The sequence below is a fragment of the Streptomyces sp. NPDC111802 genome (assembly GCF_055634335.1).
The window spans coordinates 55,950-82,140 of record NZ_JBVKCZ010000002.1 but is presented as its reverse complement, the minus strand read 5'-3'; the positions used below and the strand labels follow the sequence as shown (position 1 = coordinate 82,140).

25 protein-coding genes and 1 pseudogene are annotated in these 26,191 nt (G+C 71.7%); 12 read left to right on the top strand and 14 right to left on the bottom strand.

Annotated elements, in window-relative coordinates; genetic code table 11:
• Window positions 1–65: 65 nt before the first annotated feature.
• The 4 genes from ACZ7NC_RS02060 to ACZ7NC_RS02045 form a co-directional block, all read right to left on the bottom strand.
• Window positions 66–326 carry a type B 50S ribosomal protein L31 gene (locus ACZ7NC_RS02060; protein ID WP_471484096.1) on the bottom strand — a complete coding sequence of 87 codons (261 nt, stop codon included), beginning with the start codon at window positions 324–326 and terminating at the stop codon, window positions 66–68.
• Between the two features lie 141 nt (window positions 327–467).
• A complete protein-coding gene (locus ACZ7NC_RS02055; protein WP_471484095.1) occupies window positions 468–938 on the bottom strand; it encodes a DUF5709 domain-containing protein in 471 nt (156 codons plus the stop codon).
• An 890-nt stretch (window positions 939–1,828) separates the two neighbouring features.
• A complete protein-coding gene (locus ACZ7NC_RS02050; RefSeq protein ID WP_471484094.1) occupies window positions 1,829–3,616 on the bottom strand; it encodes an ABC transporter ATP-binding protein in 1,788 nt (595 codons plus the stop codon).
• The gene (locus tag ACZ7NC_RS02045) at window positions 3,613–5,475 is read right to left on the bottom strand and encodes an ABC transporter transmembrane domain-containing protein (protein WP_471484093.1); all 1,863 of its coding nucleotides are present in this window, start codon (window positions 5,473–5,475) and stop codon (window positions 3,613–3,615) included. The genes ACZ7NC_RS02050 and ACZ7NC_RS02045 overlap by 4 nt, the downstream gene beginning before the upstream one ends.
• A gap of 205 nt (window positions 5,476–5,680) precedes the next feature.
• Between ACZ7NC_RS02045 and ACZ7NC_RS02040 the strand changes: the two genes are divergently transcribed.
• The 3 genes from ACZ7NC_RS02040 (at window position 5,681) to ACZ7NC_RS02030 (ending at window position 9,752) form a co-directional block, all read left to right on the top strand.
• Window positions 5,681–6,436: a hypothetical protein gene (locus ACZ7NC_RS02040; protein WP_471484091.1), complete on the top strand. Its 756-nt coding sequence runs from the start codon at window positions 5,681–5,683 to the stop codon at window positions 6,434–6,436.
• A gap of 50 nt (window positions 6,437–6,486) precedes the next feature.
• On the top strand, window positions 6,487–8,118 hold the full coding sequence (locus ACZ7NC_RS02035; RefSeq protein ID WP_471484090.1) for a peptide-N4-asparagine amidase: 1,632 nt from the start codon (window positions 6,487–6,489) through the stop codon (window positions 8,116–8,118).
• Window positions 8,119–8,291: 173 nt separating this feature from the next.
• On the top strand, window positions 8,292–9,752 hold the full coding sequence (locus tag ACZ7NC_RS02030; RefSeq protein ID WP_471484089.1) for a cation:dicarboxylate symporter family transporter: 1,461 nt from the start codon (window positions 8,292–8,294) through the stop codon (window positions 9,750–9,752).
• A gap of 69 nt (window positions 9,753–9,821) precedes the next feature.
• Here ACZ7NC_RS02030 and ACZ7NC_RS02025 read toward each other — a convergent pair whose 3' ends face one another.
• Entirely contained in the window at window positions 9,822–10,271 is a 450-nt protein-coding gene (locus tag ACZ7NC_RS02025; protein WP_471484088.1) for a MarR family winged helix-turn-helix transcriptional regulator, read from the bottom strand.
• 93 nt (window positions 10,272–10,364) lie between these two features.
• On the opposite strand from ACZ7NC_RS02025, the gene ACZ7NC_RS02020 reads away from it, so the two are divergent.
• Both ACZ7NC_RS02020 and mltG read left to right on the top strand, forming a co-directional pair.
• A complete protein-coding gene (locus ACZ7NC_RS02020) occupies window positions 10,365–12,167 on the top strand; it encodes an ABC transporter ATP-binding protein (protein ID WP_471484087.1) in 1,803 nt (600 codons plus the stop codon).
• 43 nt (window positions 12,168–12,210) lie between these two features.
• Window positions 12,211–13,062: an endolytic transglycosylase MltG gene (gene mltG, locus ACZ7NC_RS02015; protein ID WP_471484086.1), complete on the top strand. Its 852-nt coding sequence runs from the start codon at window positions 12,211–12,213 to the stop codon at window positions 13,060–13,062.
• A gap of 44 nt (window positions 13,063–13,106) precedes the next feature.
• On the opposite strand, the gene ACZ7NC_RS02010 is transcribed toward mltG, so the two are convergent.
• The 6 genes and pseudogenes from ACZ7NC_RS02010 to ACZ7NC_RS01985 all read right to left on the bottom strand — a co-directional run bounded on the left by ACZ7NC_RS02010 (window position 13,107) and on the right by ACZ7NC_RS01985 (window position 18,313).
• The gene (locus tag ACZ7NC_RS02010) at window positions 13,107–14,192 is read right to left on the bottom strand and encodes an NAD(P)-binding domain-containing protein (RefSeq protein WP_471484084.1); all 1,086 of its coding nucleotides are present in this window, start codon (window positions 14,190–14,192) and stop codon (window positions 13,107–13,109) included.
• A 51-nt stretch (window positions 14,193–14,243) separates the two neighbouring features.
• Complete coding sequence (locus ACZ7NC_RS02005; RefSeq protein WP_471484082.1) at window positions 14,244–15,389, bottom strand: LLM class flavin-dependent oxidoreductase; 1,146 nt, start codon at window positions 15,387–15,389, stop codon at window positions 14,244–14,246.
• Between the two features lies 1 nt (window position 15,390).
• Complete coding sequence (locus tag ACZ7NC_RS02000) at window positions 15,391–16,416, bottom strand: ABC transporter substrate-binding protein (RefSeq protein WP_471484080.1); 1,026 nt, start codon at window positions 16,414–16,416, stop codon at window positions 15,391–15,393.
• 27 nt (window positions 16,417–16,443) lie between these two features.
• Window positions 16,444–17,199, bottom strand: a complete 756-nt coding sequence (locus tag ACZ7NC_RS01995) for an ABC transporter ATP-binding protein (protein ID WP_471484078.1) — start codon at window positions 17,197–17,199, stop codon at window positions 16,444–16,446.
• Window positions 17,172–18,068: pseudogene (locus tag ACZ7NC_RS01990) on the bottom strand (ABC transporter permease). Before ACZ7NC_RS01990 ends, ACZ7NC_RS01995 begins: the two are co-directional and overlap by 28 nt.
• A 161-nt stretch (window positions 18,069–18,229) precedes the next feature.
• On the bottom strand, window positions 18,230–18,313 hold the full coding sequence (locus ACZ7NC_RS01985; protein ID WP_313884353.1) for a putative leader peptide: 84 nt from the start codon (window positions 18,311–18,313) through the stop codon (window positions 18,230–18,232).
• Window positions 18,314–18,436: 123 nt separating this feature from the next.
• On the opposite strand from ACZ7NC_RS01985, the gene ACZ7NC_RS01980 reads away from it, so the two are divergent.
• Window positions 18,437–18,859, top strand: coding sequence for a secondary thiamine-phosphate synthase enzyme YjbQ (locus ACZ7NC_RS01980; protein ID WP_471484076.1), 423 nt, complete (start codon window positions 18,437–18,439; stop codon window positions 18,857–18,859).
• Between the two features lie 35 nt (window positions 18,860–18,894).
• On the opposite strand, the gene ACZ7NC_RS01975 is transcribed toward ACZ7NC_RS01980, so the two are convergent.
• Window positions 18,895–19,455: a hypothetical protein gene (locus tag ACZ7NC_RS01975; protein WP_471484073.1), complete on the bottom strand. Its 561-nt coding sequence runs from the start codon at window positions 19,453–19,455 to the stop codon at window positions 18,895–18,897.
• 328 nt (window positions 19,456–19,783) lie between these two features.
• On the opposite strand from ACZ7NC_RS01975, the gene ACZ7NC_RS01970 reads away from it, so the two are divergent.
• A complete protein-coding gene (locus ACZ7NC_RS01970) occupies window positions 19,784–21,055 on the top strand; it encodes a PP2C family protein-serine/threonine phosphatase (protein WP_471484070.1) in 1,272 nt (423 codons plus the stop codon).
• 13 nt (window positions 21,056–21,068) lie between these two features.
• On the opposite strand, the gene ACZ7NC_RS01965 is transcribed toward ACZ7NC_RS01970, so the two are convergent.
• Entirely contained in the window at window positions 21,069–21,230 is a 162-nt protein-coding gene (locus ACZ7NC_RS01965; RefSeq protein WP_471484068.1) for a hypothetical protein, read from the bottom strand.
• Window positions 21,231–21,425: 195 nt separating this feature from the next.
• Here ACZ7NC_RS01965 and ACZ7NC_RS01960 point away from each other — a divergent pair, with 195 nt between their 5' ends.
• Entirely contained in the window at window positions 21,426–21,779 is a 354-nt protein-coding gene (locus ACZ7NC_RS01960; RefSeq protein WP_471484065.1) for a hypothetical protein, read from the top strand.
• Here the strand turns inward: ACZ7NC_RS01960 and ACZ7NC_RS01955 are convergent.
• A complete protein-coding gene (locus ACZ7NC_RS01955) occupies window positions 21,766–22,236 on the bottom strand; it encodes a hypothetical protein (RefSeq protein ID WP_471484064.1) in 471 nt (156 codons plus the stop codon). The genes ACZ7NC_RS01960 and ACZ7NC_RS01955 overlap by 14 nt on opposite strands.
• Before the next feature lie 197 nt (window positions 22,237–22,433).
• Here ACZ7NC_RS01955 and ACZ7NC_RS01950 point away from each other — a divergent pair, with 197 nt between their 5' ends.
• From ACZ7NC_RS01950 to ACZ7NC_RS01935, 4 genes are all read left to right on the top strand, one after another.
• Window positions 22,434–23,033 (top strand): DUF998 domain-containing protein, encoded by a 600-nt coding sequence (locus tag ACZ7NC_RS01950; RefSeq protein WP_471484061.1) that lies wholly within the window; start codon window positions 22,434–22,436, stop codon window positions 23,031–23,033.
• A gap of 81 nt (window positions 23,034–23,114) precedes the next feature.
• The gene (locus ACZ7NC_RS01945) at window positions 23,115–23,342 is read left to right on the top strand and encodes a hypothetical protein (protein ID WP_471484059.1); all 228 of its coding nucleotides are present in this window, start codon (window positions 23,115–23,117) and stop codon (window positions 23,340–23,342) included.
• On the top strand, window positions 23,342–25,627 hold the full coding sequence (locus ACZ7NC_RS01940; RefSeq protein ID WP_471484057.1) for a heavy metal translocating P-type ATPase: 2,286 nt from the start codon (window positions 23,342–23,344) through the stop codon (window positions 25,625–25,627). The genes ACZ7NC_RS01945 and ACZ7NC_RS01940 overlap by 1 nt, the downstream gene beginning before the upstream one ends.
• A complete protein-coding gene (locus ACZ7NC_RS01935; protein ID WP_471484055.1) occupies window positions 25,624–26,142 on the top strand; it encodes a copper chaperone PCu(A)C in 519 nt (172 codons plus the stop codon). Before ACZ7NC_RS01940 ends, ACZ7NC_RS01935 begins: the two co-directional genes overlap by 4 nt.
• Window positions 26,143–26,191: the final 49 nt, after the last annotated feature.

Here is a 26,191-nt window from a genome sequence, read left to right as displayed (position 1 = left end):
GACCTGCGGGGCCGGGCAGCCGCGCACCATGGACCTGCGGTGCGCTCACCCCCGGCCGTCCGGGATCAGCCGCCCTGTCCCGTGCCACCGCCGTAGCGTCGCTCGAATGCGGCGACGCGGCCCTCCGAGTCCACGGTCCGGGCCTTGCCGGTGTAGAAGGGGTGGCTCTCGGAGGAGATCTCGACCTCCACGACCGGGTAGGTCTCGCCGTCGTCCCAGTCGATCGTCTGATCGCTGGTGGCGGTGGACCGGGTCAGGAAGGCGTAGCCTGCGGCGCGGTCGCGGAAGACGACCGGGTGGTAGTCGGGGTGCTTGTCCTGCTGCATGCGAACTCCTCGGGTGGCGGCGTCGGCAAGGCCGACGGCGTGGGACCCAACGGTCGGGCCGACGGGACGGGGACTGCGGTACGGCGGCGGACGTCGGTCGCAGGGCGTTCACGGACGTCAGCTGCACGAGGGGCACGGGCGTCAGCCGTTCAAGGCGTCCTCGTCGACGATGTGCATGGCGGCCTCCTCGGCGGACGCCGCCGCGCCGTCGATGCCCACGTCCGTCGCGACGAGCGCGCTCTCCTCGTCCTCGTGAGCGCCCTCGTCGGGTGCCACGAGGCGGCCGGAGCGCATGGCGCCGACCTCGTCGTCGAGGAGTTCCCCGTCGGTGCCCTCGGCGTCGCCGATGCCGTCGCCGTCGGGCGCGGGCTGGTCGGGCAGCTCCTCGGCGAGTCGCTGGTCGAGGGTCTCGCCCTGGTGACGCTCGGCGGCCGTGACACCGGTGTGTTCCACCGCCCACGGTCGCTCCGGAGGGGACCAGCCCCGGTCCAGGGGGTCGTCGACGCCGTCGTTCTCCAGGGTGTCCTCGACGTCCAGCAGCCCCGTGTCCTCGCGTTGATCGGATGCGTCGGGCTGGTAGACGTCGTCACCCCATCCGTCGGCGCTGTTCACGGCTACCTCCAGGTGGTGCGGACGGGCCCGAACCCACCGCGGCCGGCGGCAGGCCGCCGCGGCGCGGGGCACAGGCCGCACCCGGCGCGAACCATGAGGTTCCCGGGTGCTCCCCGAACCGGTGCCGCTATCCAGCCTTCCACCCCTTTTCACCCCGGCGCAACGGCACGGGCAGGGGCGAGCTCTCCGGATCCGTCGAGGCCGGTTCCATGGCCGGTTCTATGCCGTCCTGCCGGGTGCGGGCGGCTGGGCCTGTGTCGGGATGTCGGCCGGGGGTGCGTTGCCTGGCCGGTGCTGGGTCTGTGTCGGGTTGCCGGCCGGGGATGCGTTGCCTGGCTTGTGCTGGGCCAGCCTCGGGTTGCCGGCTGGGGACGCGTTGCCTGGTCCGTGCTGGGCCTGCCTCGCGATGCCGGCCAGGGACGCGCCGCCCCGCTCACGCCGGGCTCGCCTCGGGTGGCCGGCCGGGGACGCGCTGACTGGCTCACGCCGTGCCCGCTCTCCAGCCACGCTGAACAGCGTCCCCGGTCACGACGCCACGCTGGTTCGAACACCGGTCCGAGGGGCGCCGGGGTTCCCGGCCTCGGCCGACCGGGTTACCGGCCCGTTCGGCCGAGGCTCTCGTCCTGGCAGGAAGCCCCTCTGGTTCCGGTCTCGCGACGCCCCCGCCCTCGCCGTCAGCCTTCCCGGCCCGAGCCACCACTGGCCCTCTCGCCCCCGGCTGGCCAAGCCACGCCCCTGTCCCGCCGTCCCCGGCGGGCCACGTCGCGCCCCCAGTCCTGCCGTCCCCGGCAGGCCAAGCCGCACCCCCAGCCCGCTCAGCCCCGGCAGCCCAACCAGCAACCCAAGCCCCACCCCCGCCGACCTCGACGAACCGCGGCCCTCACCCCCGCTCACCCATGCCACGACCGCCACAACGCCGCATAGGCCCCGTCCGCCCTGACCAGTTCCTCATGGCTGCCCAGTTCGCTGATCCGGCCGTTCTCCACGACGGCGATGACATCCGCGTCGTGGGCGGTGTGGAGGCGGTGGGCGATGGCGACGACCGTGCGGCCGTCCAGGACGCGGGCCAGGGAGCGTTCCAGATGGCGTGCGGCGCGTGGGTCGAGCAGGGACGTCGCCTCGTCCAGGACCAGCGTGTGCGGGTCGGCCAGTACCAGGCGGGCCAGGGCGATCTGCTGGGCCTGGGCCGGAGTGAGCGCGAAGCCGCCCGAGCCGACCTCGGTGTCCAGGCCCTCATCGAGCGCGCGGGCCCAGGCGTCCGCGTCGACCGCGCCCAGCGCCGCCCACAGCTCGGCGTCGGTCGCGTCGGTGCGGGCCAGCAGAAGGTTGTCGCGCAGGGAGCCGACGAACACGTGGTGCTCCTGGTTGACCAGGGCCACATGCGAGCGGACCCGCTCCGCGGTCATCCGGGACAGTTCGGCGCCGCCGAGGGTGATCCGGCCGTCCCGGGGTGCGTAGATGCCGGCGAGCAGCCGGCCCAGGGTCGACTTGCCGGCGCCGGAGGGGCCGACGAGGGCCAGCCGGGTGCCGGGTGCGACCTCCAGGGAGACCTTGCGCAGCACGTCCACGCCTTCGACGTAGCCGAATTGCACCCGGTCGGCGTGCACGTCACGGCCGTCGGGCGCGAGCCGCGCGTCCCCGGCGTCCGGTTCGATGTCCCGGACGCCGACCAGCCGGGCCAGCGACACCTGGGCCACCTGGAGCTCGTCGTACCAGCGCAGGATCAGCCCCACCGGGTCGACCAGCATCTGCGCGATGAGTGCGCCCGTCGTCAGCTGGCCGACCCCGATCCAGCCCTGGAGGACGAACACCCCGCCGATCATCAGGACGGAGGCGAGGACGGTCACATGGGTGACGTTGATGACCGGGAAGAGCACCGACCGCAGCCAGAGCGTGTAGCGCTCCCAGGCCGTCCACTGCTTGATCCGCAGCTCCGACATCTCGATCCGGCGTCGGCCGAGGCGGTGGGCCTCGACGGTGCGACCGGCGTCCACGGTCTCGGCGAGCGCGGCGGCCACGGCGGCGTACCCGGCGGCCTCCGAGCGGTAGGCGGCCGGCGCCCGCCTGAAGTACCAGCGGCAGCCGGCCACCAGCAGCGGCACGGCGAGCAGCACGGCGGCCGCGAGCGGCGGCGCGGTGACGATGAGCCCGCCCAGCAACAGGGCCGCCCACACCACGCCGATCGCCAGTTGGGGCACCGCCTCGCGCATCGCGTTGGCCAGCCGGTCGATGTCCGTCGTGATCCGGGAGAGCAGGTCGCCCGTGCCGGCCCGCTCCAGCACGCCGGGCGGCAGCCCGACCGACCGTACGAGGAAGTCCTCGCGCAGATCCGCCAGCATCCGTTCGCCGAGCATCGCCCCGCGCAGCCGCACCTCTCGTACGAACACGGCCTGGACGACGAGCGCGGCCACGAACAGCCCGACGATGAGCTCCAGATGGAGTTCACGCTCGGCCACCCCGTCCGACACCCGTTCCACCAGTGCGCCCAGCAGCCAGGGCCCCACCATCGAGGCGACCACGGCGACCGTGTTCACGGCGACGAGGAGCAGGAAGGCAATGCGGTGGCGACGGAACAACTCGACCACGTAGGTGCGTACGGTCGTGGGGGCACCGACCGGCAGGGTGTTCGCCGTTGTCGGGGCCGCCGGGTCGTACGCCGGTGGCGCGACGCCGATCATGCCGACTCCTCGATCTCTTCCAGTTCCTTCAGTACGTCTTCCTTCAGTGCGTCGTTGAGGGCGGACGCCTCGCCCGGCCCGTCGCTGACGCCTGCCTCTTCGTCCCGCACCTTGTTCAGTGCCTCCTCGTCGGTCTCCCGGGTCACCACCGCCCGGTACCGCGGTTCGGCGTGCACCAGCTCGCGGTGGACGCCGACCGCCGCGACCGCGCCCTCGTGGAGGAGCACGACCCGGTCGGCGCGGTCCAGGAGCAGGGGCGAGGAGGTGAAGACCACCGTCGTCCGACCCGCCCGCAGCTCCCGCACGCCCTGCGCGATCCGCGCCTCCGTGTGGGAGTCGACGGCCGAGGTCGGCTCGTCCAGGACGAGCACCTCCGGGTCCGTGATCAGCGACCGGGCGAGCGCGAGGCGCTGGCGCTGGCCGCCGGACAGGGACCGGCCGCGCTCGGTGATACGGGCGTCCATCGGGTCCTCGGCGCCGAGCGAGCCCTGGACCAGCGCGGCCAGCACGTCCGCGCACTGCGCGGCGGTCAGCGCCTCCTCGGCACCGATCTCGCCCGACTTGGGCACGTCGAGCAGTTCGCGCAGCGTGCCGGAGAGCAGCACCGGATCCTTGTCCTGCACGAGGACGGCCGTACGGGCGCTGTCGAGGGGCAGTTCGTCGAGCGGGACGCCGCCCAGGAGCACCGAGGTGCCCTCCTCGGAGGGGTGTCCGCCCAGCCGTTCGGCCAGCCGCCCCGCCGCGTCCGGGTCGCCGCACACCACGGCGGTGAGCCGCCCGGCCGGGGCGAGCAGTCCGGTGGCCGGGTCGTACAGATCCCCGGAGGGCACCTCGGTGCCGTCGCGCGACCCGCCGGTGTCGGTGGCCCGCTCCAGGGCGAGCACACGCGCGGCGCGGCGGGCCGAGGGCCGCGAGAAGGAGTAGGCCATCGCGATCTCTTCGAAGTGCCGAAGCGGATAGGTGAGGATCATGATCGAGCTGTAGACGGCGATCAGTTCGCCGACGCTCACCCGGCCCTGGCGGGCCAGGTGGACGCCGTGCCAGACCACCGCGATCAGCAGCAGCCCCGGCAGCAGCACCTGGATCGCGGAGATCAGGGACCACATCCGGGCGCTGCGCACGGCCGCGTGGCGTACTTCCTGGGAAGCGCGGCGGTAGCGGTCGAGGAAGAGTTCCTCGCCACCGATGCCACGCAGGACGCGCAGGCCGGCGACGGTGTCGGAGGCCAGCTCGGTGGCCCGGCCGGCCTTCTCGCGCTGGAAGTCGGCCCGCCGGGTCGCGGGCGGCAGCAGCGGCAGCACGGCGAGGGCCAGCACGGGCAGGCCCACGGCGACGACCACTCCGAGCGCGGGTTGGTAGACGACCAGTCCGACGCAGACCAGCACGATGGTGACCGCCGCCGCGGTGAACCGGGACCAGGCCTCGACGAACCAGCCGATCTTCTCGACGTCACCGGTGGAGACGGCCACGACCTCACCGGCCGCGACGCGCCGGGTCAGCGCCGAGCCCAGTTGAGCGGTCTTACGGGCCAGCACCTGCTGGACGCGGGCGGCAGCGGTGATCCAGTTGGTGACTGCGGCGCGGTGCAGGAAGGTCTCGCCGATGGCGTTCCCGGCGCAGCACAGCACCAGCAGACCGCCCGCGAGGGCGAGCCGCTCGCCGGAGCGGTCGACGACGGCCTGCACGGCGACACCGACGCAGAACGGCAGCGCGGAGACGGACAGGAAGTGCAGCAGCCCCCAGGCCAGGGCCTTGAGTTGGCCGCCCAGCTGGTTCCTGAAGAGCCACCACAGGAATCGGGGGCCTGAGCGCGCGTCCGGCACACCTGGGTCGGGATACGGAAGGTCGTGAATCTGCATGACGTCCCAGTGGCTCGTGTCAATGGGGGGAGGTAGGGGGGAGTTGGTCGTGAACCGGTGCGCGGAGCGGGCGACGCACGGCGGCAGCAAACCGTGATAGGTTCGCGCCGCAGCGTGTCCGGACGCAAACGGTTTTCCACGAGGCCGCACAGTTGAGGCCGCACAGTTCCGGACCCCGCCGGGTACGCGGTGCGACCATGGAGCGATGCGCAACGGCGGAACATGGCGTGCGGTGACCGCAAAGGCGGCCCTCGGATCCCTTCTGACGACCCTGACGACCCTGACAACCCTGACGGCGTGCGACGGCGCGCGGACCGGCGGCGGGGCGGACGCCGGCAAACCCGCACCTCGGCGTTCGGTCACCGCCGTGCATCCGACCCGCATCCCGGATGTCGGCGACCGCTGGCAGCGACGGATCCCCGCCGACTCCGGCCAGGTCGTGGCGGTCTACGGTGACGGCGAGGACTCGCCGGACGCCACCGTCGTGCTCTACACCAGGCACGGTTCCACCTGGGACCGCGTCCGCGGTTGGCCCGCGCACAACGGCAAGAAGGGCTGGACGACCGATCACCACGAGGGCGACAACCGCAGCCCGGTAGGGGTGTTCACGCTCAGCGACGCGGGCGGGGTGCTCACGGACCCCGGCTCCAAGCTGCCCTACACGCGGTCGGCCGCGTTCGCCGCGCCGCGCTGGTGGGCGAAGCCGTACTGGCACGACTTCGACTACGTCATCGCCATCGACTACAACCGGGTCAAGGGCACCCCGCCCAACGACCCCACCCGTCCCCAGGGTGAGGCCAAGGGGGGCGGTATCTGGTTGCACATGGACCACGGCAGCGGTACGTCGGCCTGTGTGAGTGTGTCCGAATCGGCGATGGGGTATCTGCTGCGCACGCTCGATCCGGATCGGCATCCTGTGGTGGTGATGGGGGACAGGGCGAACCTGAGAGACTCGCGCTGACGGAGAAGGCCTCATTGCGGCGGATGGCCGACTCCCCGTAGAACACGGCCATGAAGAGACGGATCGTCATGTCCATGCTCGCAGGAGCGACCCTCCTGGCGAGCTCACTCCTCGGGGCGTCCCCCGCTCAATCCGCCGATGTGCCGGCCGAGTTCACCACCGACTGGCACGACCCCGTCACCGCCGCCCCGCCGATCGTCAAACCGTCGGGCAAGTCCTGCCAGGTCACCGTGGCCGAGGCGCAGTTCCGCGACTTCACGCCGTACCGAGGCGGCTACACACCGCCCGACGGTTGCGGCGACCGCTGGAGCAAGGTGGTGCTGCGGATGGACGGCAAGGTCAAGGGCCGCCAGTACGACCGGCTCGGCTATCTGCGCATCGGCGGGGTCGAGGTCTTCCGTACGTCGTCTCCGGAGCCGTCGCCCGATGGCATCGAGTGGTCCGTGGAGAAGGACGTCACGCGCTACAGCGACACCTTCCGCCGTGGCCAGGACGTCGAGATGCTGATCGGCAACGTTGTCGACGACACCTACACCGGCGTCATCGACGTCAAGGTCACGCTGACGTTCTACGCCGGCCACGCCGAGCCGACCCCCGACCGCCCCGTCGAGACTCCCGACCGCCCCGCCACGGCCCCCGACCAGGTCCTCACCCTCCACGACGGCACGCTCACCACCCCACGCAACAGCGAACGCATAGTCGCCGAGGTGTACGCCACCGGCTCCGGCGGAGGCTGCGAGGAGTTCTGGTATCTCTCGGCACCCGACCCCGCGCCCTACTCCTGCAAGGCCGCCGGTGGCCCCTACCGCGAGGTGCAGATCAAGGTCGACGGCCAACTGGCCGGAATCGCCGCGCCGTTCCCGCATGTGTGGACGGGCGGCTGGTCCAACCCCTTCCTCTGGTACGTCATCCCGGGGCCGCGCGCCTTCGACGTCAAGCCGATCGAATACGACCTGACGCCGTTCGCCGGCGTCCTCAACGACGGCCGCCCGCACCGGGTAGAGGTCTCCGTCCTCGGCGTCCCCGAGGGGCAGAGCGGGTGGAGCGCACCCGTCAACGTCCTCGTCTGGCAGGACGCGAAGAGCGCGCACGTCACCGGCAGGCTCACCGCGCACCGGGTCGGCGACCTCGCCAACTTCTCGACGTACACGCCCGGTTCGGAGCACCGGGTGGACACCGAGGGTGGCCACCGACTGACCGTCTCCGGATATGTCGACACCTCGCACGGCCGGGTGACGACCACGGTGCGCCGGTCGCTGACGAACGACTCCGCGCACCGCTGGACCGACGGCGAGAACCTGGACGCCCTGGACGCCACCTGGACGGACGACCAGTCGGTCACCGTCGACGGACGCGGCCCGGCCCGGACGACCGGCACGCAGCGGACGTACACGATGGACGGCTCGATCACGATCGGCGCGGGTGACCGACTGCGTACCGTGCTGACCCTCGGTGACAGTGCCGCGGTCGTCACGACCCAGGGCGGACGACGGATCGCGTGGTCGCGGCTCGACGACACCGTCGAGGGCGACGCGTCATGGACGTTGAACGTGCCGCGCGACCAGCGGCACGCTGTCGGCACGACGAGCGAGCGCTACCGGTCGTACGGCACAAGCGGTTGCTACGACCGCTCGCTGACCACCGTCCAAGGGGTGCTCACCGAGGATCGCGGCGGCTGCTGAGGCGAGTTGTGTGCGATGCGTCTCGCGGGGCGTGATTTACGCGGAAGCAACACGGCGGTCTTGTGGGGGAACAACATCACCCGCAAAGTGAACGGCACGGAATCCGCTTTCCGTATGGCAGAAGTCCCCCGTCCCTGGGGACTTCTGTGTGCCGTCGTCCCCAAGGAGTGCCCGTGCCGCCGCCCGTACCGTCCCTGTCGCGACGCGTCGCACGCATGCTGCGTACCTCTCTCTTCGCGCAGGTCGCCTGCGCGCTCGTGCTCGGAATCGTCGTCGGGAAGCTGTGGCCCGGATTCGCCGCGGATCTCCAGCCGCTCGGCGACGGTTTCATCCGGCTCATCAAGACGATCATCTCGCCCCTCGTGTTCTGCGTGGTCGTCGTCGGCATCGCCAAGGCCGGCGATCTGAAGGCGTTCGGCCGGATCGGGTTGAAGGCCCTGATCTGGTTCGAGGTCGCCAGCACGCTCGCGCTGCTCATCGGACTCATCGCCGCCAACCTCGTCCAGCCCGGGGCCGGGATGAACATCGACCCGTCCACGCTCGACACCTCGGCGGTCGACGCGAAGACGGGCGGCGAACACCTGCCCTCCACCAGCGAGTTCGTCCTGAACGCCCTGCCCACCTCCTTCCTCGGCGCCTTCGCCGAGAACTCCCTGCTCCAGGTGCTCGTCCTGGCCTGCCTGGTAGGTGCCGCGCTGCTGCATCTCGGCCACACCAAGGTGCCGCAGGTGCTGCCCGCCATCGAGCAGGCGCAGGAGATCATCTTCGCGATCGTCGGCTTCGTCATGCGGCTGGCCCCGATCGCGGTGTTCGGCGCGATGGCCGTCCTGATCGGCAACTACGGGCTCGGCGTGATCGAGACGTACGGCAAGCTGATCGTGCTGTGCTACGCGGCGGCCGCGCTGTTCATCGCGCTGCTCGCCCTCGCTCTGAAGGTGGTCACCGGGCTCAGCCTGTGGAAGTTCCTGCGCTACATCCGTGAGGAGATGCTGCTCGCGCTGGGCACCGCGTCCACCGAGTCGGTCCTGCCTCGGGTGATGCAGAAGCTGCGCAAGGCCGGCGCCCGAGACGACGCCGTGGGTCTGGTGCTGCCGACGGGCTACTCGTTCAACCTCGACGGCGCCTCGCTCTATCTGTCCATCGGCACGCTGTTCATCGCCCAGGCCGTGGGCGTCGACCTCAGCCTCGGCCAGCAGATCACCGTGGTCCTGGTGCTGATGCTGACCAGCAAGGGCATGGCGGGCATCCCCGGCTCGGCGTTCCTCGCCCTGTCCGCGACCGCGTCCTCGCTGGGAGCCATCCCGGCCGGCGCCGTCGCCCTGCTGCTCGGCGTGGACCGGATCATGGACTCGATGCGCGTCGTCACCAACCTGCTCGGCAACTGCGTCGCCGTCTTCGTCGTGTCCCGCTGGGAGGGCGCGCTCGACAGGGAGCGGGCGAGAAAGGTCCTGGACGGCGAGATCGAGGTCGATGTGGAGGACGGCGAGTCGGAGAAACCGGAACGCCTGGAACTCCCGCAGCCCGAGGGGGCCGAGAAGGCCGAACTCAAGAAGCCCGAGGTGCCCGAGGTGCCTGAGAAGCCGGAATCCGCGAAGCCCGAGGTGCCGACGGCGGCAGCCTCCGAGACCGGCTGACGTTCAAGCACGGCCAGGGCCGCGGCCACCGCTCCAGCACCACGGAGCGGTGGCCGCGGCCCTTCGCGCTCAGCAGCCCCGGCCGGCGGTTCCGTCGATCAGTGTGTCCAGCAACTCACCCAGCACCGCCCGCTGCTCATCCGTCAGCGGCGCCAGGATCTCCTCGGCGGCCGACCGTCGCGCCCCGTGCAGCTCCCGCAAGGCCTTGCGCCCGTCCTCGGTGAGCTCGATCCGGATCACCCGCCGGTTCGTCGGATCCGGCGCCCGCCGTACCTTCCCGCTCGCCTCCAGCCCGTCCACCAGAGTCGTCACCGCGCGCGGGACCACCTCCAGGCGCTCGGCGAGATCGGCCATCCGGGGCGGCGAGTCATAGTGCGCCAGCGTGCGCAACAGGCGTGACTGTGCCGGGGTGACGCCCAGGCCGCGCTCCTGCAAATGCCGTTTCTGGATCCGGTGCACCCGACGGGTGAGGCGCAGCAGTTGCTCGGCGAGCGGGCCGTCGGGATCGGGGGTGGTCATGCGGGAACAATATCAGGACCATGTGCATTGTGAGCATAGGTAACAATGAGCTAAGCTCCGTCAGTCTTCACCGTCACCCCTCCGTAGGAGCCCATGCACCCCGACAACGAACCCACCTGGACGGCACCCGCCGCACCGAAGGAACAGCCCCGGCAGGTCCGCCGCATCCTCAAGCTCTTCCGCCCGTACCGCGGACGGCTCGCCGTCGTCGGCCTCCTGGTCGGCGCCTCGTCGCTGGTCGGCGTCGCCACGCCGTTCCTGCTCAAGGCGATCCTCGACGTCGCGATCCCCGAGGGCCGCACCGGCCTGCTCAGCCTGCTCGCGCTCGGCATGATCCTCAGCGCCGTCCTGACCAGCGTCTTCGGCGTGCTGCAGACATTGATCTCCACGACGGTCGGCCAGCGCGTCATGCACGACCTGCGCACCGCGGTCTACGGCCGCCTCCAGCGCATGTCGCTCGCCTTCTTCACCCGCACCCGCACCGGCGAGGTGCAGTCCCGCATCGCCAATGACATCGGCGGCATGCAGGCCACCGTCACCTCCACGGCGACCTCCCTGGTCTCGAACCTGACCAGCGTGGTGGCCACGATCGTCGCGATGATCGCCCTCGACTGGCGGCTGACCGTCGTATCGCTGCTCCTGCTTCCGTTCTTCGTCTGGATCAGCCGCCGCGTCGGCAACGAACGCAAGAAGATCACCACCCAGCGCCAGAAGCAGATGGCCGCGATGGCCGCCACCGTCACCGAGTCCCTCTCGGTCAGCGGCATCCTGCTCGGCCGCACGATGGGCCGCTCCGACTCGCTCACCGACGCCTTCGCGGACGAGTCCGAGGGACTGGTCGACCTCGAGGTGAGGTCGAACATGGCCGGCCGCTGGCGCATGGCCGTCATCACCGTCGTCATGGCCGCCATGCCCGCGGTCATCTACTGGACCGCGGGGATGGCCCTCCAAGTCGGCGGTCCGCAGGTCTCGATCGGCACGATCGTCGCCTTCGTCTCGCTCCAGCAGGGCCTGTTCCGCCCCGCCGTCAGCCTGCTGTCCACCGGCGTCCAGATCCAGACCTCGCTCGCGCTCTTCCAGCGCATCTTCGAGTACCTCGACCTGCCCATCGACATCACCGAGCGCGACAACCCCGCGCGCCTGGACCGCGTCAAGGGCGAGGTCCGCTTCGAGGACGTGGAGTTCCGCTACGACGGCAAGAGCGGCCCGATCCTCGACGGCATCGACATCACCGTCCCGGCGGGCGGCAGCCTCGCGGTCGTCGGCCCGACCGGCGCCGGAAAGTCGACGCTCGGCCATCTCGTGCCGCGGCTGTACGACGTGACGGGCGGCCGGGTCACCCTCGACGGCATCGACGTGCGCGACCTCGACTTCGACACCCTCGCCCGCGCGGTCGGCGTCGTCTCGCAGGAGACGTACCTCTTCCACGCCTCGGTCGCCGACAATCTGCGCTTCGCCAAGCCGGACGCCACCGACGAGGAACTGCACGCGGCGGCGAAGGCGGCTCAGATCCACGACCACATCGCCTCGCTGCCCGACGGCTACGACACCGTCGTTGGCGAGCGAGGTCATCGCTTCTCCGGCGGTGAGAAACAGCGCCTGGCCATCGCCCGTACGATCCTGCGCGACCCGCCCGTCCTCATTCTCGACGAGGCGACCAGCGCCCTGGACACCCGCACCGAACACGCCGTCCAGGAGGCCATCGACGCCCTGTCCGCCAACCGCACCACGGTCACCATCGCCCACCGGCTGTCCACCATTCGGGGCGCCGACCAGATCGTGGTCCTCGATGCGGGGCGCGTCGCCGAACGAGGCACGCACGAGGAGCTGTTGGCGCGGGAGGGGCGTTATGCGGCGCTGGTCCGAAGGGATGCCCAACTGGAGCCGACGGGGTGACGATATGCCGGGTTTGTGAGCATGTGCGGGTTACCGTTCCCGCATGTACTTGAACACTCCGCCACGGAGCTCGATTCGACTGACGCGCCGGGGACGTATGGCCCTCATCGCCGCCGGCGCCGTCGTGGCCGGCACCGCCGTGGCGGTGCCGCTGCTGGTCATGGACGAGGAGGAGGCCAAGCCGACCTCGCTGGTGATCCCGGAGGGCTGGCGGGCGAGCCAGGTCTACGCCGCCGTCGACAAGGCCCTCACCCTGCCGTCCGGCACGACGAAGAAGTCCCTCGAAAAGCTCGACCTCAAGCTGCCGAACGACGCAGACGGCAACCCGGAGGGCTACCTCTTCCCGGCGACTTATCCGCTTGAACGAGGCGGGAAGAAGGAGACGCCGGATTCGCTGCTGTCGGCCATGGTCGACACCGCCAACAAGAAGTTCAGCGGCGCCCCGATCGCCGCCGGTGCGCAGCGCAACGCCATGAACGTGTATCAGGCGGTCACCATCGCGAGCATCGTCCAGGCCGAGGCCGCCACCAAGGCCGACATGGGCAAGGTGGCCCGGGTCATCTTCAACCGGCTGGAACGCGGCATGCCGCTCCAGATGGACTCCACCATCAACTACGCGCTGAACCGCTCCACCCTCAGGACGACCGAGGCGGACACACGGATCGAGAGCCCCTACAACTCGTACCAGCGCATGGGGCTTCCGCCCACGCCGATCGACAACCCGGGCGAGGAGGCGGTGCGTGCCGCGATCAATCCGGCCGCGGGCGACTGGCTGTACTTCGTCACGGTCCGGCCCGGCGACACCCGCTTCACCGCCGACTACGCCGAACACCAGCGCAATGTCGCCGAGTTCAACGCCCAGCAGAAGAAGGCGAGCCCGAAGCCGGCGAAGTGAGCCGACGGGACATCATGCGGATGCTGGTCCGTCCGGTCGGCGCGTCACGCCGCCACCGGCTCCTCGGCCAGCAACCGCCTGATGTCCCGTACGGCCGCGCGGCCGGCCCGGTTGGCGCCGATCGTGCTTGCGGAGGGGCCGTAGCCGACCAGATGGATACGGGGATCGGCGACCGCGCGCGTGCCCTCCACCCGGATGCCGCCGCCCGGCTCGCGCAGATGCAGGGGGGCCAGGTGGTCCACGGCGGCCCGGAAGCCGGTTGCCCACAGGATGACGTCGGCGTCCACATGCCGCCCGTCGTTCCACTCCACCCCGTCCGGTGTGATCCGGTCGAACATGGGCTGCCGGTCCAGGATCCCGTCCGCGAGCCCCCGCCGGATGGCGTCGTTGAGGGGCAGCCCAGTGACCGAGACCACGCTCTTCGGCGGCAGCCCCTGCCGGACCCGCTCCTCGACCAGAGCGACCGCCGCCCGGCCCACGTCCTCGGTGAAGGGCCCCTCGCGGAACACCGGCGGGCGTCGTGTGACCCACGTCGTGGCGGCGGCGTAGGGCGCGATCTCCAGCAGATGCTGGGTGCCTGAGGCTCCACCGCCCACGACCACGACCCGCTGACCGGCGAACGCCTGGGGTCCGGGGTACTGCGCGGTGTGCAACTGACGGCCCCGGAACGTCTCCTGACCCAGGTAGCGCGGCCAGAACGGCCGGTCCCAGGTGCCGGTCGCGTTGATCAGCGCCCGCGTCGCCCAGGTCCCCGCCGAGGTCTCGACGAGCAGCCGCCCGTCCGGGCCCTCACGCACGGCACGCACATCGACGGGCCGCCGCACCCGCAGGTCGAAGGTGCGCTCGTACGAGTCGAAGTACGCCCCGATGACCTCGGACGACGGCCGCCCGGGATCGGCCTCTGTCAGCTCCATGCCGGGAAGCGAGTGCATCCCGTGCACCTTGCCGTACGTCAACGACGGCCACCGGAACTGCCAGGCGCCGCCCGGACCGGGGGAGTGGTCGAGGACGACGAAGTCGCGGTCCGGCTCGAAGCCGGTGCGCCGCAGGTGATAGGCGCTGGACAGACCCGCCTGACCAGCGCCTATGACGACCACGTCGACTTCCTCGACCACCTCGGCATCGTTCACGCTTCTACTAACCGCCCGGGGGGTGCGGATCTTCCCCCGAGGTCCCGGACCTCAGCGCCCGCCCCCGACCAGCAGCGGAACAGAGGCCTCCGTGGCCGTGCCGTCGAGCAGGCCGCGCGCCGCCAGCTCGGGAACCACCCCCTCCCCGAACCAGTACGCCTCCTCCAGATGCGGATACCCGGACAGCACGAAGTGCTCCACCCCCAGCGCGTGATACTCCTCGATCCGCTCGGCGACCTCGGCATGGCTTCCGACCAGCGCCGTTCCCGCACCGCCCCGGACCAGACCGACGCCCGCCCAGAGGTTCGGGTAGATCTCCAGATCGGCGCGGGAGCCTCCGTGCAGGGCGAGCATGCGCTGCTGCCCCACCGACTCGCTGCGCCCGAGCGTCGCCTGCGCGGCCCTGATGGTGTCCGCGTCGAGGTCGTCGAGCAGCCGGTGGGCGGTCGACCAGGCGTCCGCGGACGAGTCCCGGGAGATGGTGTGCAGCCGGATCCCGAAGCTGACCGTACGGCCCTCCCGCTCGGCGAGCGAGCGGATCCAGTCGATCTTCTCCTTGACCTGCGCGGGCGGTTCGCCCCACGTCAGATACACGTCCGCATGCCGCGCCGCGACCGGCCCGGCCGCCCCGGAGGACCCGCCGAAGAACAGCTGCGGCACCGGGTCCGGCGGCTGCGCGGTCAGCCCGCCGTCGACCTGGTAGTGATCGCCGTGGAAGTCGTACGGCTGACCGCGCCACACCCCGCGTACGACGGACAGGAACTCATCCGTACGGGCATACCGCTGGTCGTGGTCGAGCCGGTCACCGAACCGGCGCTGCTCGGCCGAGTCGCCGCCGGTGACCACGTTGAGCAGCAGTCGCCCCCGCGTGAGGCGCTGGTAGGTCGCCGCCATCTGCGCGGCGAGCGTCGGGGAGATCAGCCCCGGCCGGAACGCGACCAGGAACTTGAGGCGTTCGGTGTGCTGGGCCAGGGCGACCGTGGTCAGCCAGGCGTCCTCGCACCAGGTGCCGGTCGGGGTGAGGACCGCCTCGAACCCCAACCGCTCGGCGGCCTTCGCGATCTGGACCAGGTACTCGATGTCGGGCGCGCGCACGCCGGCCGGCTTCCCGGGCTGGTTGGGGGCGTACGCGTGCCGGTCCACCAGGGTGCGGCCGTCGCCGCCGGTCGGCAGGAACCAGTGAAGATGGACGGTCATGTCAGGAACCCTCCGAGACCCGGGCCCGAGTGGTCGACGGCGGCAGGTCGCCGTTGTACCGCGTGTCCACGAAGTCGCCGAAGTCCACCTTGTTCGGGATGAGCTTCAGCTCGGTGAAGGTGTCGGCGATCTCCTGCTCGGAGGCGATGACCGGCTTGTCGACCGCGACCGAGATCCGGCTGGCGTTGGTGCGCTTGACCGAGGCCAGCGCGACGTCGTACGGCAGCCCGGTGTCCTTTGCCCAGACCTCGGCCCACTCCTCCTGGTGGTCGTGCACCCATGTGGTGGCGCGTCGCAGTCGCTCCAGGTAGTCCTCGATGGCGGCGGCCTTCTTCTTGTCCTTCAGCGCGGCCGGGGCCGCCACCTGGAAGGTAAGACCGTTGGTGATCCCGTCGCCGGTCGTCAGCACCCGGCCCTGCTTGGACAGGAGCACCTGTGAGGTGTAGGGGTCCCACACCGCCCACGCGTCGACCTTGCCGGCGCTGAACGCGGCCAGTGCGTCGGCCGGTTGCAGGTACTTGACCTTGACGTCGTTCAGGCTCAGCCCGGCCTTCCTGAGCGACGCGACCAGCTGGTAGTTGGCGGAGGAGCCCTGCGCCACCGCGATCGACCTGCCCCTGAGCTGCTCGGGCCTGGTCAGCTTCGAGTCGTTCGGCACGAGGATCGCGTCGCCCTTGGAGGTGCCCTTGAAGGCGGCCACCGCCGTGATCTTCGAGCCCGCGCCCGCCGCGAAGACCGGCGGTGTGTTGCCGACGCCGCCGATGTCGACGGCCTTGGCGTTGACGGCTTCGAGCAGTGGCGGTCCGGAGGTGAAGGTGGACCACTTGATCTTGTAGTCGAGGTTCTTCAGCTCTCCGGCGGCGCGCAGGATGGCCTCCGAACCGCCCTTCTGGTCACCGACATTGAGCGTGAGGGAGCCCTTGCCGTCGACGTCGGTCGAGGTCTCGGCTGCCGAGTTCCCGCCACAGGCGGTGAGCAGGAGCGCGAGGGGGAGGAGAAGGGCGGCGGGGACGAGGTGTCGTCGCATGGGGATTCCGTTCAGGGGTGGGGTTGGTCAGGCGGCTTCGGCGGCGGTGTCGACGCCGAGTCGCTCCAGGAGGCCGGCGCGCAGTTCCGCGAACCGGGGGTCGGTGATGTCGCGCGGGCGGTCGAGGTCGATGCGCTGCTCGTGCGCGATCACTCCGCCGTCCATCACCAGGACGCGGTCGGCCAGGAGCACGGCCTCCTCGACGTCGTGCGTGACGAGCAGGACCGCGCAGCCACGCCGCTGCCACAACTCGCCCACCAGGCGCTGGGCCTTGATCCGGGTGAGCGCGTCCAGCGCGCCGAACGGCTCGTCGAGCAGCAGTAGATCGGGCTCACGGACCAACGCGCGTGCGAGGGAGGCGCGTTGGGCCTCGCCGCCGGACAGCGTCTTGGGCCAGGCGTTCGTACGGTGGTCCAGGCCGACCTCCTTGAGCGCCTGCTCGGCGACCGCGCGGCCGGGCTTTCCCGGCAGGCCGAGCAGCACGTTGCGCCACACCCTCTTCCACGGCATCAGCCGCGGCGCCTGGAAGGCGACCGCCTTGCGGCGCGGTACCAGAACGGTGCCCTCGATGTCGCGGTCGAGGCCGGCGAGGATGCGCAGCAGGGTGGACTTGCCGCAGCCGCTGCGGCCGAGGAGGGCGACGAACTCGCCGGGCTGGACGTCGAGTTGGAGGTCGTCGATGACCGCGCGCCCGTCGAAGGAGCGGGTCAGTCCCGCCACATGCACGGCATGGTGGGCCTTGGTGGCCTCGCGGCTCACCGGCCGGTGAACGTCGGTCGCCATTGCAGCAGCAGCCTTTCCAGGGAGCGGACGATGAAATCGGCGAGCAGGCCGAGGAAGGCGTAGACGATCAGGCAGACCACGATCACGTCGGTCCGCAGGAAGTCCCGCGCCTGCACCATGAGGAACCCGATGCCGGAGTCGGCGTTGACCTGTTCCGCGAAGACGAGGGCCAGCCAGGCGATGCCGAGGGAGTAGCGCAGGCCGGTCAGGGCGCCCGGTAGCGCACCGGGCAGCACGACGTGCCGCACAAGCCCCCACCTGGACAGTCCGAGCGACTCCCCGGCCTCGATCAACTGGGCTTCCACGCCGCGGATACCGGCGTACACATTGAGGTAGAGCGGGAAGGTCACGCCGAGCGTGATGATGGCGACCTTGGGCGCCTCGCCGATGCCGAACCAGATGATGAACAGCGGGATGAGCCCGACGAAGGGCACGGTCCGCAGCATCTGCACGGGCGCGTCCACCAGGTCCTCGCCGACCCGGAACAGGCCCGAGACCAGGGCGAGTCCGGTCCCGACGACGGTACCCAGCGCCAGCCCTGCGGCGACACGCTGGAGGGAGGTCCCCATGGCCGAGGTCAGCGAGCCGTCGGCGATCAGATCACCCGCGACCTGGGCGATGCGGCCCGGCGAGGCGAGGAGGTCGGCGGTCAACACACCGGTGGCACTGAGCAGTTACCACAGGATCAGGAGCAGAACGGGGCCGGTGGTGCGGCGCAGCCAGCGGGGGACGCGGGTGCGGCGGGAGGAGGCGGGGACGAGGGGTACGAGGTCGGGTGGTGGTGGGGAGGGGGGCTTGGCGGTGCCGTCACCGGATATATCCGAAATATCCGTCACGGGCGTGTCGGGCGGGGCATGGCTGATGCTCATGAGTGAGTGCTCCACGGGGGCGAGCGACCAGTGGCTGTACGCGGTGTACGCGGTGTGCGCGCTGGGGCACCGCCCCGCCTCACGGAGAGCTCGATGGAGAGCTCAGGCGTACGGGCGGAACGGTGCCGTGACAGCGGAAGCGGTGAGAGAGAGGAAGGGCGTCAGCGGCCGCGGCGACACGCGGCGGAGGCCACCCGCAGCAGGTCGATGTGACCGCGCGTGGTGAGCAGGGCTGAACGCAACATGCCGCAGAAAGTAGCCAGATGGCGCGGCCATGGTCAATGGCGTCTCGCCAAGTGGACCTCGCGTATCACGCCTCGTCCGCCTCCTGACGTGTGAACTCCGCCGTATGGGCGAGGATGGAGGGCATGTCAGACGCCTTCACCACCCGAGTTCTGAATGTCGCCTCCGGCTCCTCGGAGCGGGTCGTGGACCTCACCCGTGACTGCGAGGCCTTCCTGCGGGAGGCTGCGGCGGGCCGCGACGGCCTGCTGAACATCTTCGTGCCGCATGCCACGGCCGGTGTCGCGATCATCGAGACGGGCGCCGGTAGCGACGACGACCTCCTGACCGCCCTGCACACCCTCCTGCCCGCCGACGACCGCTGGCAGCACCGCCACGGCAGCCCCGGCCACGGCCGCGACCACGTCCTCCCGGCGATCGTCCCGCCCCATGCGACGCTGCCGGTGGTGGGCGGGCGGCTGGAACTCGGGACCTGGCAGTCGGTGTGCCTCGTGGACACCAACCGGGACAACCCCGACCGGCAGGTGCGGTTGAGCTTCCTGGGCTGAGCGGGGCGCGCGGATCGCACCGACGCCCCGGGCCGTCACGGCCGTACGCGTCCCCCTGACGCGTACTGACGTACCGGCTGGGGACCAACGGCCGCCGTCTCGACGGGCACCGTCTGGCCGTGCGCGGCGGTCGCGCCGTGTCCCTGGAGGCGGGACAGCTCGCCCGCGCAGCGCTGAAGGGCCACCTCCAGGACCTCCGGCATGTGCAGGCTGCCGGTGCCGTCCGGCGGGACCAGCCAGCGCAGCGCGCCCCAGCGGCAGTGCGGGGCGGGAGCGGCGATCCAGGTGCCGGCGCCGAGCAGGCGCACGCCGGTGCCGATCCACACGGTCTGCGGTTCGGGCGGCAGCAGGAAGCCCACATGACGGCGCCGGGCGTCCAGCAGACAGGGGCCGGGGTCGAGCAACGGCAGCTCCTCCAGGAGGTCGACGACCCGCAGCCCGAGCTGCTCCGGCACGATCAGCACGTCCCAGAACCGTCCGGCTTCCAGAAGCGTGACGCCCGTGCTGCCGTTCTGCCACTCCTGCTTGCAGGCACCGGGGTCCTCCGACGCCGCGGCCAGCCACTCCATCGACCTCGTCCACTCCGTGAGTGCCATAAAGAGCCTCCCTGTGGTGCGCTGACGCCTGGTTGATGCCCTAGTGCACCGGGTGCCAGGTGCCGCGGCCATACGGCGGGAGCTCAATTCCCCGTATGGGGCGAGCGCCCGCGCGCCAAACAGGCAGGTAGCAGGGCGTGCGCCCCCGTACTGTCCGAGCACGCCGGGGACGGGCGCTTGCGCCGGGTGTGCCCGGAGTCACTCCTGCCCGCGGTGTCACCACCCGTACGCTGTCCGTGCTCGCGCTGTGCGCGGCGCCACCGTGGGGGCGCGTGCCGGACGCTGGGCAGTGTGTGCGTCGCCTGTGAGGGTTTGTCACCGTTTTAGGGTGTTTGTTGTGGTGCGCTGGTTCCAGTCGTTTCACAGACCGCCGACGGCCGTGCCCGTCGCCTCCGGCGGCGTACCCGAGCAGAACCTCGTCGTGCCGTCCCGGCTCGCCGCGCTGCGCACCGTACTGGCCAGGATCGGCACCACCCTCGACGAGCACGCCACCTGCGCCGAACTGACCCGGGAGGCGGTCCGGCAGGTCGGCGGCACGGCGGCGGTGCTGCGCCCGGACCGCGAGGCCGAGGCGGAGTACGAGGCCGTCAGCGGCGACCCGGCTCTGCTGCCCGGCGTCCGGTGGGCCATCGCCGCGGCGCGGGAGACCAGCGCGCTGGTGGAGGCCGCGACCCCCATCTCCCACGTCTCCGCCGGCGGGGCCCGACCGGTGCTCTGCGTGCCGCTGAGCACCGACGGACAGCCCTACGGCGGGCTGGTCTGCGCCCGCGACCGGGCACCGTTCACCCCGGCCGAGGCCGAGTTTCTCGGCGTCCTCGCCGAACGCGCCGCGTCCCACATCCGGCACGCCCGGGAGCACCAGCGGGTCAGGGGGATCGTCGGCAACCTCCAGCGGGCGCTGCTCGCCGAGCCCGGCCGCCCGCACCCGAACCTGGACGTCGCCATCCGCCACATGCCCGTCGGTCAGAGCGCCCTGGTCGGCGGCGACTGGTGCGAGACCGTCCGCCTGCACTTCGGCCGCACCCTGCTCGTCGTCGGCGACGTCATGGGGCATGGCATCGAAGCCGCCGTCGACATGACCGCGTACCGCTCCTCGCTGCGCTACATCGCCTCCGCCGACCTGCCGCCGCACCGCGTGCTGCGGCAGCTCGACGACAGCGCCTCCGCGGAGCCCGACCGCCGGCCGGCCACCTGCTTGATCGCCCGCGTGGACCCCAACCGAGGCCAGGTGACCCTGGCCAGCGCAGGCCATCTGCCCCCGGCCGTGATCGACGGACAGGGCCGTACCTCACTGCTGCCGGTACCGGTCGGCCCGCCCCTGGGCACCGGCCTGGGCGGCTATGAGCCGGCCGCCTACCGGCTGGACCCGGCCCAGACGCTGGTGCTGTTCACCGACGGGCTCGTCGAGCGCCGGGGCGAGGACATCGACCAGTCCCTGGACCGGCTGGCCGACGTCGGATTCGAGGCCGCCGCGGACGTCGAGGACGTCCTGGACACCGTGCTCGCCCGCCTCGACGCCCGGCACGCGGAGGACGATGTCGCCGTACTCGCCGCCCAGTTGCACGAGCGCACGCCGCGCGGCGACGGCGTGGGTCCGTGACGCCCCGCCGTCCTCACCAGTCGTCGTCGCCGTCGTCGTACTGCGCACCGGAGACGTAGGGGTCGTGCCGTCGCTCCGACAGCACCGTCGGCGGTGCCGTCGGTGACGGGCTCGCCTCCAGCAGTGCGTCGCACCACGGGCAGTCGGCGGTGTCGTCGCTGTCGTTCCGGTTCATGCAAGCGGCTCCTGTCTCGTTCGAGGGCGGGTGTTGTGTGTCGAGCACGCCATGACTCCATCCGGGGGACCTGCTCACTCGACCGGGTGGTAGCGGAGACGGTTGGCGTACCACCGGCGCACGCCTCGGCGTTGCCCCGGCATGGTGGACAGCACTGAATCGGCGCGGCGCTTCCTACGAGGCGATGCCGCACCCTTGTCGTACGTAGTACCGGCAACCGGCGTCCGGGGGCAGCCGTCGATCTACGCGGCGCTGGTCGCCGAGTGGCGTGCCAAGGGGCGAGCGGTTCCCGGGCGGCGCGACACGGCGTGGGACGGCGCCCCGGTCACCGAGGGCCAGGGGCAGGCCGTCACCGCCTGGGCGGTCGGCCGGTGCGCCGGCCTGACCCCGGCCGTCGAGGCCGGCCCGGCGAGCGCGCGACACGCCGACGGACCCGACCACGTACCGGCCGTCGTCGTGCCCCGGGGCCTTCCCGGACCGATGTTCGTGTGGGAGGGAAGCGCGAGCCGTGGACGCGTCGGCGTCGCCGATCCGCTCACAGCCGACTGACGCGAGCCGCTGCGGCGAACGCGCCACCCGCCTCGCTCAGCGCCAGCCGCACCACATCGGGGTCGTACAGGGCTCCGGTCCCGTCGGGCGGCAGCAGCCACTCCAGCCGCCAGCCACCGGACCGGTGGGGCGGCGGTACGGCGACCCACGACCCCCGGCCGACATGGCGGACGCCGGCCCCCGTCCACTCGGTGCTCGGAGCGGGCGGGATGAAGAAGCCGACCCGGCGTGCCCCGCTGCTCATCAGGACGGGTCCGCACGCCCGCCGTCGTGCGCGCCCCAGCAGATCCAGGGTGCTCAGGCCGAGGTGCTCGGGCACGCTGAGCACGTCCCACAGCCGCCCGGCCTCCAGCAGTACCGCGTCCGCGCCCCGGTCCCACTGCCGTTTGCACGACCGAGGATCCGCCGCGGCCGCCGCGAGCCACTCGACGGCCTGCTTCCCCATCGCGCGCTGCATGTCCTACCCCCAGAAATCTCGGTTCCCGGCCGTTCAGGGCCCCTCATGCTGGTGGATATTTCTATGCGCCGGAAGGGGTGGCGCGGCGTGGCGTTTGCAGTTGATCCGTGCGAAGTTCGCAGGGCAGTTCGGCTCCGGCGAGGCCACGCCGCGTGTGACTGACGGGTCATCCGTTCCCGTCGTTTTACGGTTGTTTGATGCGACTAGTGCCTAGATGGGCCCTGCTCTCGTCGGGCTGTGCGCCTGCCGTACTGATCGCAGGCTGGGCGATCGCGGCCCAGCTCGAAGGGCCCGCCTACGACCCGGCCAGGCAGACGATCAGCGCCCTCGCGTCCTACGGCGCCGCGGGATCCTGGGTGATGACCGCGGCGCTGGCCGCCCTGGGCGTCTGCCACCTGCTCACCGCCCTGGGGCTGCGTGCCGCCGCACTCCCCGGACGGGTGGCCCTGGGCGCCGGGGGAGTGACGGCGTGCGTGGTGGCGTTGATCCCGCCGCCGAGCAGCGGGGGTTCCCTGCGCCACGGCGCGGTCGTGGGCGTGGGATTCGCCCTCCTCGCCGTATGGCCGGTGCTGGCCGCCGACCGTCGCAACGCCGCACCATGGGCGCTACGGGTCGCGCCCTCCGCCATGGCGACCGTCCTGATACTCGTCAGCGCTGCCTGGTTCGTGCTCGAAATGCAGCAGGACGGCCCCGCCGGTGTCGCCGAACGCCTTGTCACGGCCATTCAGTCCCTCTGGCCCTTCGTGGTCGTCGCCTCCTGCCTCCGGCATCGCTATGGAGAAGGCTCTTCGAACTGATCGGAACGGCGGGCAAGGGTCGGGAACTCCCTTGCCCCCGGGCCCGACTCCTGAAGCGGTACGTGCGTCAGGAGGCCGTTGATGAGAGCACCCCAACTTGTGCCGCCCGCCCTCTGCGGGTTTCTGCTGCTGCTCGCTGTGATCTTCACCGCGTCTTACGCCGTCGGAGCCGCCGCCGGTCCCGTCGCGCCCGGCATGCATCGCACCGGAACGAGCGGCGACGGCGGTGGCACGGACACAGGTGGCACAGACACAGGGGAGACGGGCGAGATGGGGAACATGGACATGCGGCACGGGAGCGGTGGCTGATGGAGACCGAACCGGCACCCCCGATGACCGTCACGGACCTGACCGTCGGCGGGATGACCTGTGCCGCCTGTGTACGGCGGGTGGAGAAGAAACTCGCAAAGCTGGCAGGCGTGACCGCGACGGTCAATCTGGCCACCGGGCGCGCCCGGGTCAGCCATCCGCCGGACATCCGCGCCGAGGAACTCGTGGCGACCGTCGAACAGGCGGGATACACGGCCGCGCTGCCCGAACCGCCGAGGAAGCGGCAGAGCCGGGCCGAAGAGGCCGCCGAGGACGGCCGCCCGGAGCGCACCAGGCTGCTCGTCACCGCGCTGCTCGCGGTGCCGGTGCTCGTGCTGTCGATGGTGCCCGCCTGGCAGTTCCGCAACTGGCAGTGGCTGTGCTTCGTGCTGGCCGCGCCGGTCGCCGCGTGGAGCGCCTGGCCGTTCCATGCGAGGGCGCTGCGCGGGCTGCGGCACTCCACGGCCACCATGGACACGCTGGTCTCCCTGGGCGTGGTGGCGTCCTTCGGCTGGTCGGCGTACGCGCTGTTCCTCGGCGGCGCGGGCGAGCCCGGTATGCGGATGCCGTTCAGCCTGCTGCCCTCGGCCCCGGACGGCGTGGCCCACGTCTACCTCGAAGCGGCGGTCGGCGTCCCGCTGTTCGTGCTGGCCGGTCGCTTCCTGGAGGCGCGGGCGCGGCACGGCACCGGGGCGGCGCTGCGCTCGCTCGCCCGGCTCGCCGCCAAGGAGGTGTCGGTCCGCGAGGACAACGGCAGCGAACACCTCGTACCGATCGAGGAGTTGTCGGTCGGACGGACCTTCGTCGTGCGCCCCGGCGAGCGGGTCGCCACCGACGGCGATGTCGTGGAGGGCAACTCCGCCGTCGACCTGTCACTCGTCACCGGGGAGAGCGAGCCGATCGAGGTCGGCCCCGGCTCGGCGGTGGTGGGTGGCGCCGTCAACGCGGGCGGGCTGCTGCTGGTGCGGGCCACCGCCGTGGGCGCGGACACCCAACTCGCCCGGATCACCCGCCTGGTGACCGAGGCCCAGGCAGGCAAAGCGCGGGCGCAACGGCTCGCGGACGCCGTGGCAGGGGTGTTCGTGCCCGCAGTGCTGGCACTCGCCGTCACCGTGCTCGGCTTCTGGCTCGGGGCCGGGGCCGATCCGCAGGCGGCGATCACCGCGTGTGTGGCCGTACTCGTCGTGGCCTGCCCCTGCGCGCTGGGCCTGGCCACCCCCACCGCGCTCATGGCCGCCACCGGACGCGGCGCCCAACTCGGCGTCCTGGTCCGGGGCCCGCAGGCCCTGGAGGGGCTCCAGCACATCGACACCGTCGTCCTCGACAAGACCGGCACCCTCACCTCCGGGCACATGAGCGTCGCCCGGGTCACGGCCGTGCCCGGCGGACTCGGCACGGAGGCGGTGCTGCGGCTGGCCGGCGCGGCGGAGCAGGGCTCGGAACACCCACTGGGCCACGCCGTCGTCGCATACGCCCGCAGGACACAGCCCGAGCGGGGCCCGCTGCCCGAAGTGCGGGACTTCCGCGCGGAGCCCGGCCGGGGTGTGCGCGGCCGGGTCGACGGCCGTCTGGTCGAAGTCCTCGCGCCGGACGGCGAGTTGCCCGCCGCGCTGGCGGAGGGGCTACCGGTCGCGGAGGCCGCCGCGCACACGTCGGTCCTGGTGCGCATCGACGGGACCGCACAGGCGCTGATCGAGATCGGGGACGTCGTACGCCCCGGCAGCTACCGGGCCGTGGACCGGCTGCGGCGCCTCGGCGTCCGCCCCGTGCTCGCCACCGGTGACCGGGAGGCACCGGCCCGAGCGGTCGCGTCCGTCCTCGGCATCGAGGAGGTGCACGCCCGCCGCACACCCGAGGACAAGGCCGACCTCGTACGGGAGTTGAGAGCACGGGGCCGCCGGGTCGCGGTCGTCGGCGACGGCGTCAACGACGCGGCGGCGCTGGCCTGCGCCGACCTCGGCATCGCCATGGGCACGGGCACGGACGTCGCGATCGGGGCCGCCGACGTGACCCTGGTGCGCGGCGACATCGAGGCGCTCGGGGACGCCGTACGGCTCGCCCGGCGCACCCTGGGCACGATCCGCGCCAACCTGCTGTGGGCCTTCGGCTACAACGTGGTGACCGTGCCCCTCGCCATGGTCGGTCTGCTCAACCCGATGGTCGCCGCGGTCGCCATGTCGGTGAGTTCGCTGCTCGTGGTGGGCAACAGCCTGCGGCTACGGGCCTGGCAGCCGACGCCCGCCGGGAGCCCTCGGCACGTCGGAGCCGGAGGTGGTTCCCGATGACCCCGCCCACCGCGGCTCCCCGGACCCGGCGCCGGGTCGCCGACGGACTGCTCGCCGTGCTCGTCCCGATCGCCATGTGCGGTGTCGCCCTGGGGGGCCTGACCACCTGGGCGAACTACGGCAACGCGGGCAGCCCCGCGCGGATCGCGGTCGCCGACGGGCGGGTCTTCCTGCCCTACGGCGATGTCCGGGACACCGCGGCGTTCTTCCGGATCGCCAACTCCGGCGGTGCGGACGACCGCCTGCTCAAGGTGACGTCGTCCGAGGCGGAGGACGGTACCGAACTCAGCCGGCACCACATGATCAGCGACAGCGCGGCGTCCGCGGAGACGGTGCACTCGGCCCGGGTCCCGGCCGGTGGCGGTCTCGTCATGTCGCCGTTCGGCCTGGACGTGACGCTGCGGGCGCGGCCGGAGTGGGAGGAGGGCACCTTCGTGCCGTTCACGCTGCACTTCGAGTACGCCGGCCGGATCGAGGTGCAGGCGGTCGTCGTCCGCCCTGGCGGCGCCGGGTGAGGACAGCCCCACTCCCTTAGTGGTCGGTCTGCGGGCGCGCCCGGTTCCC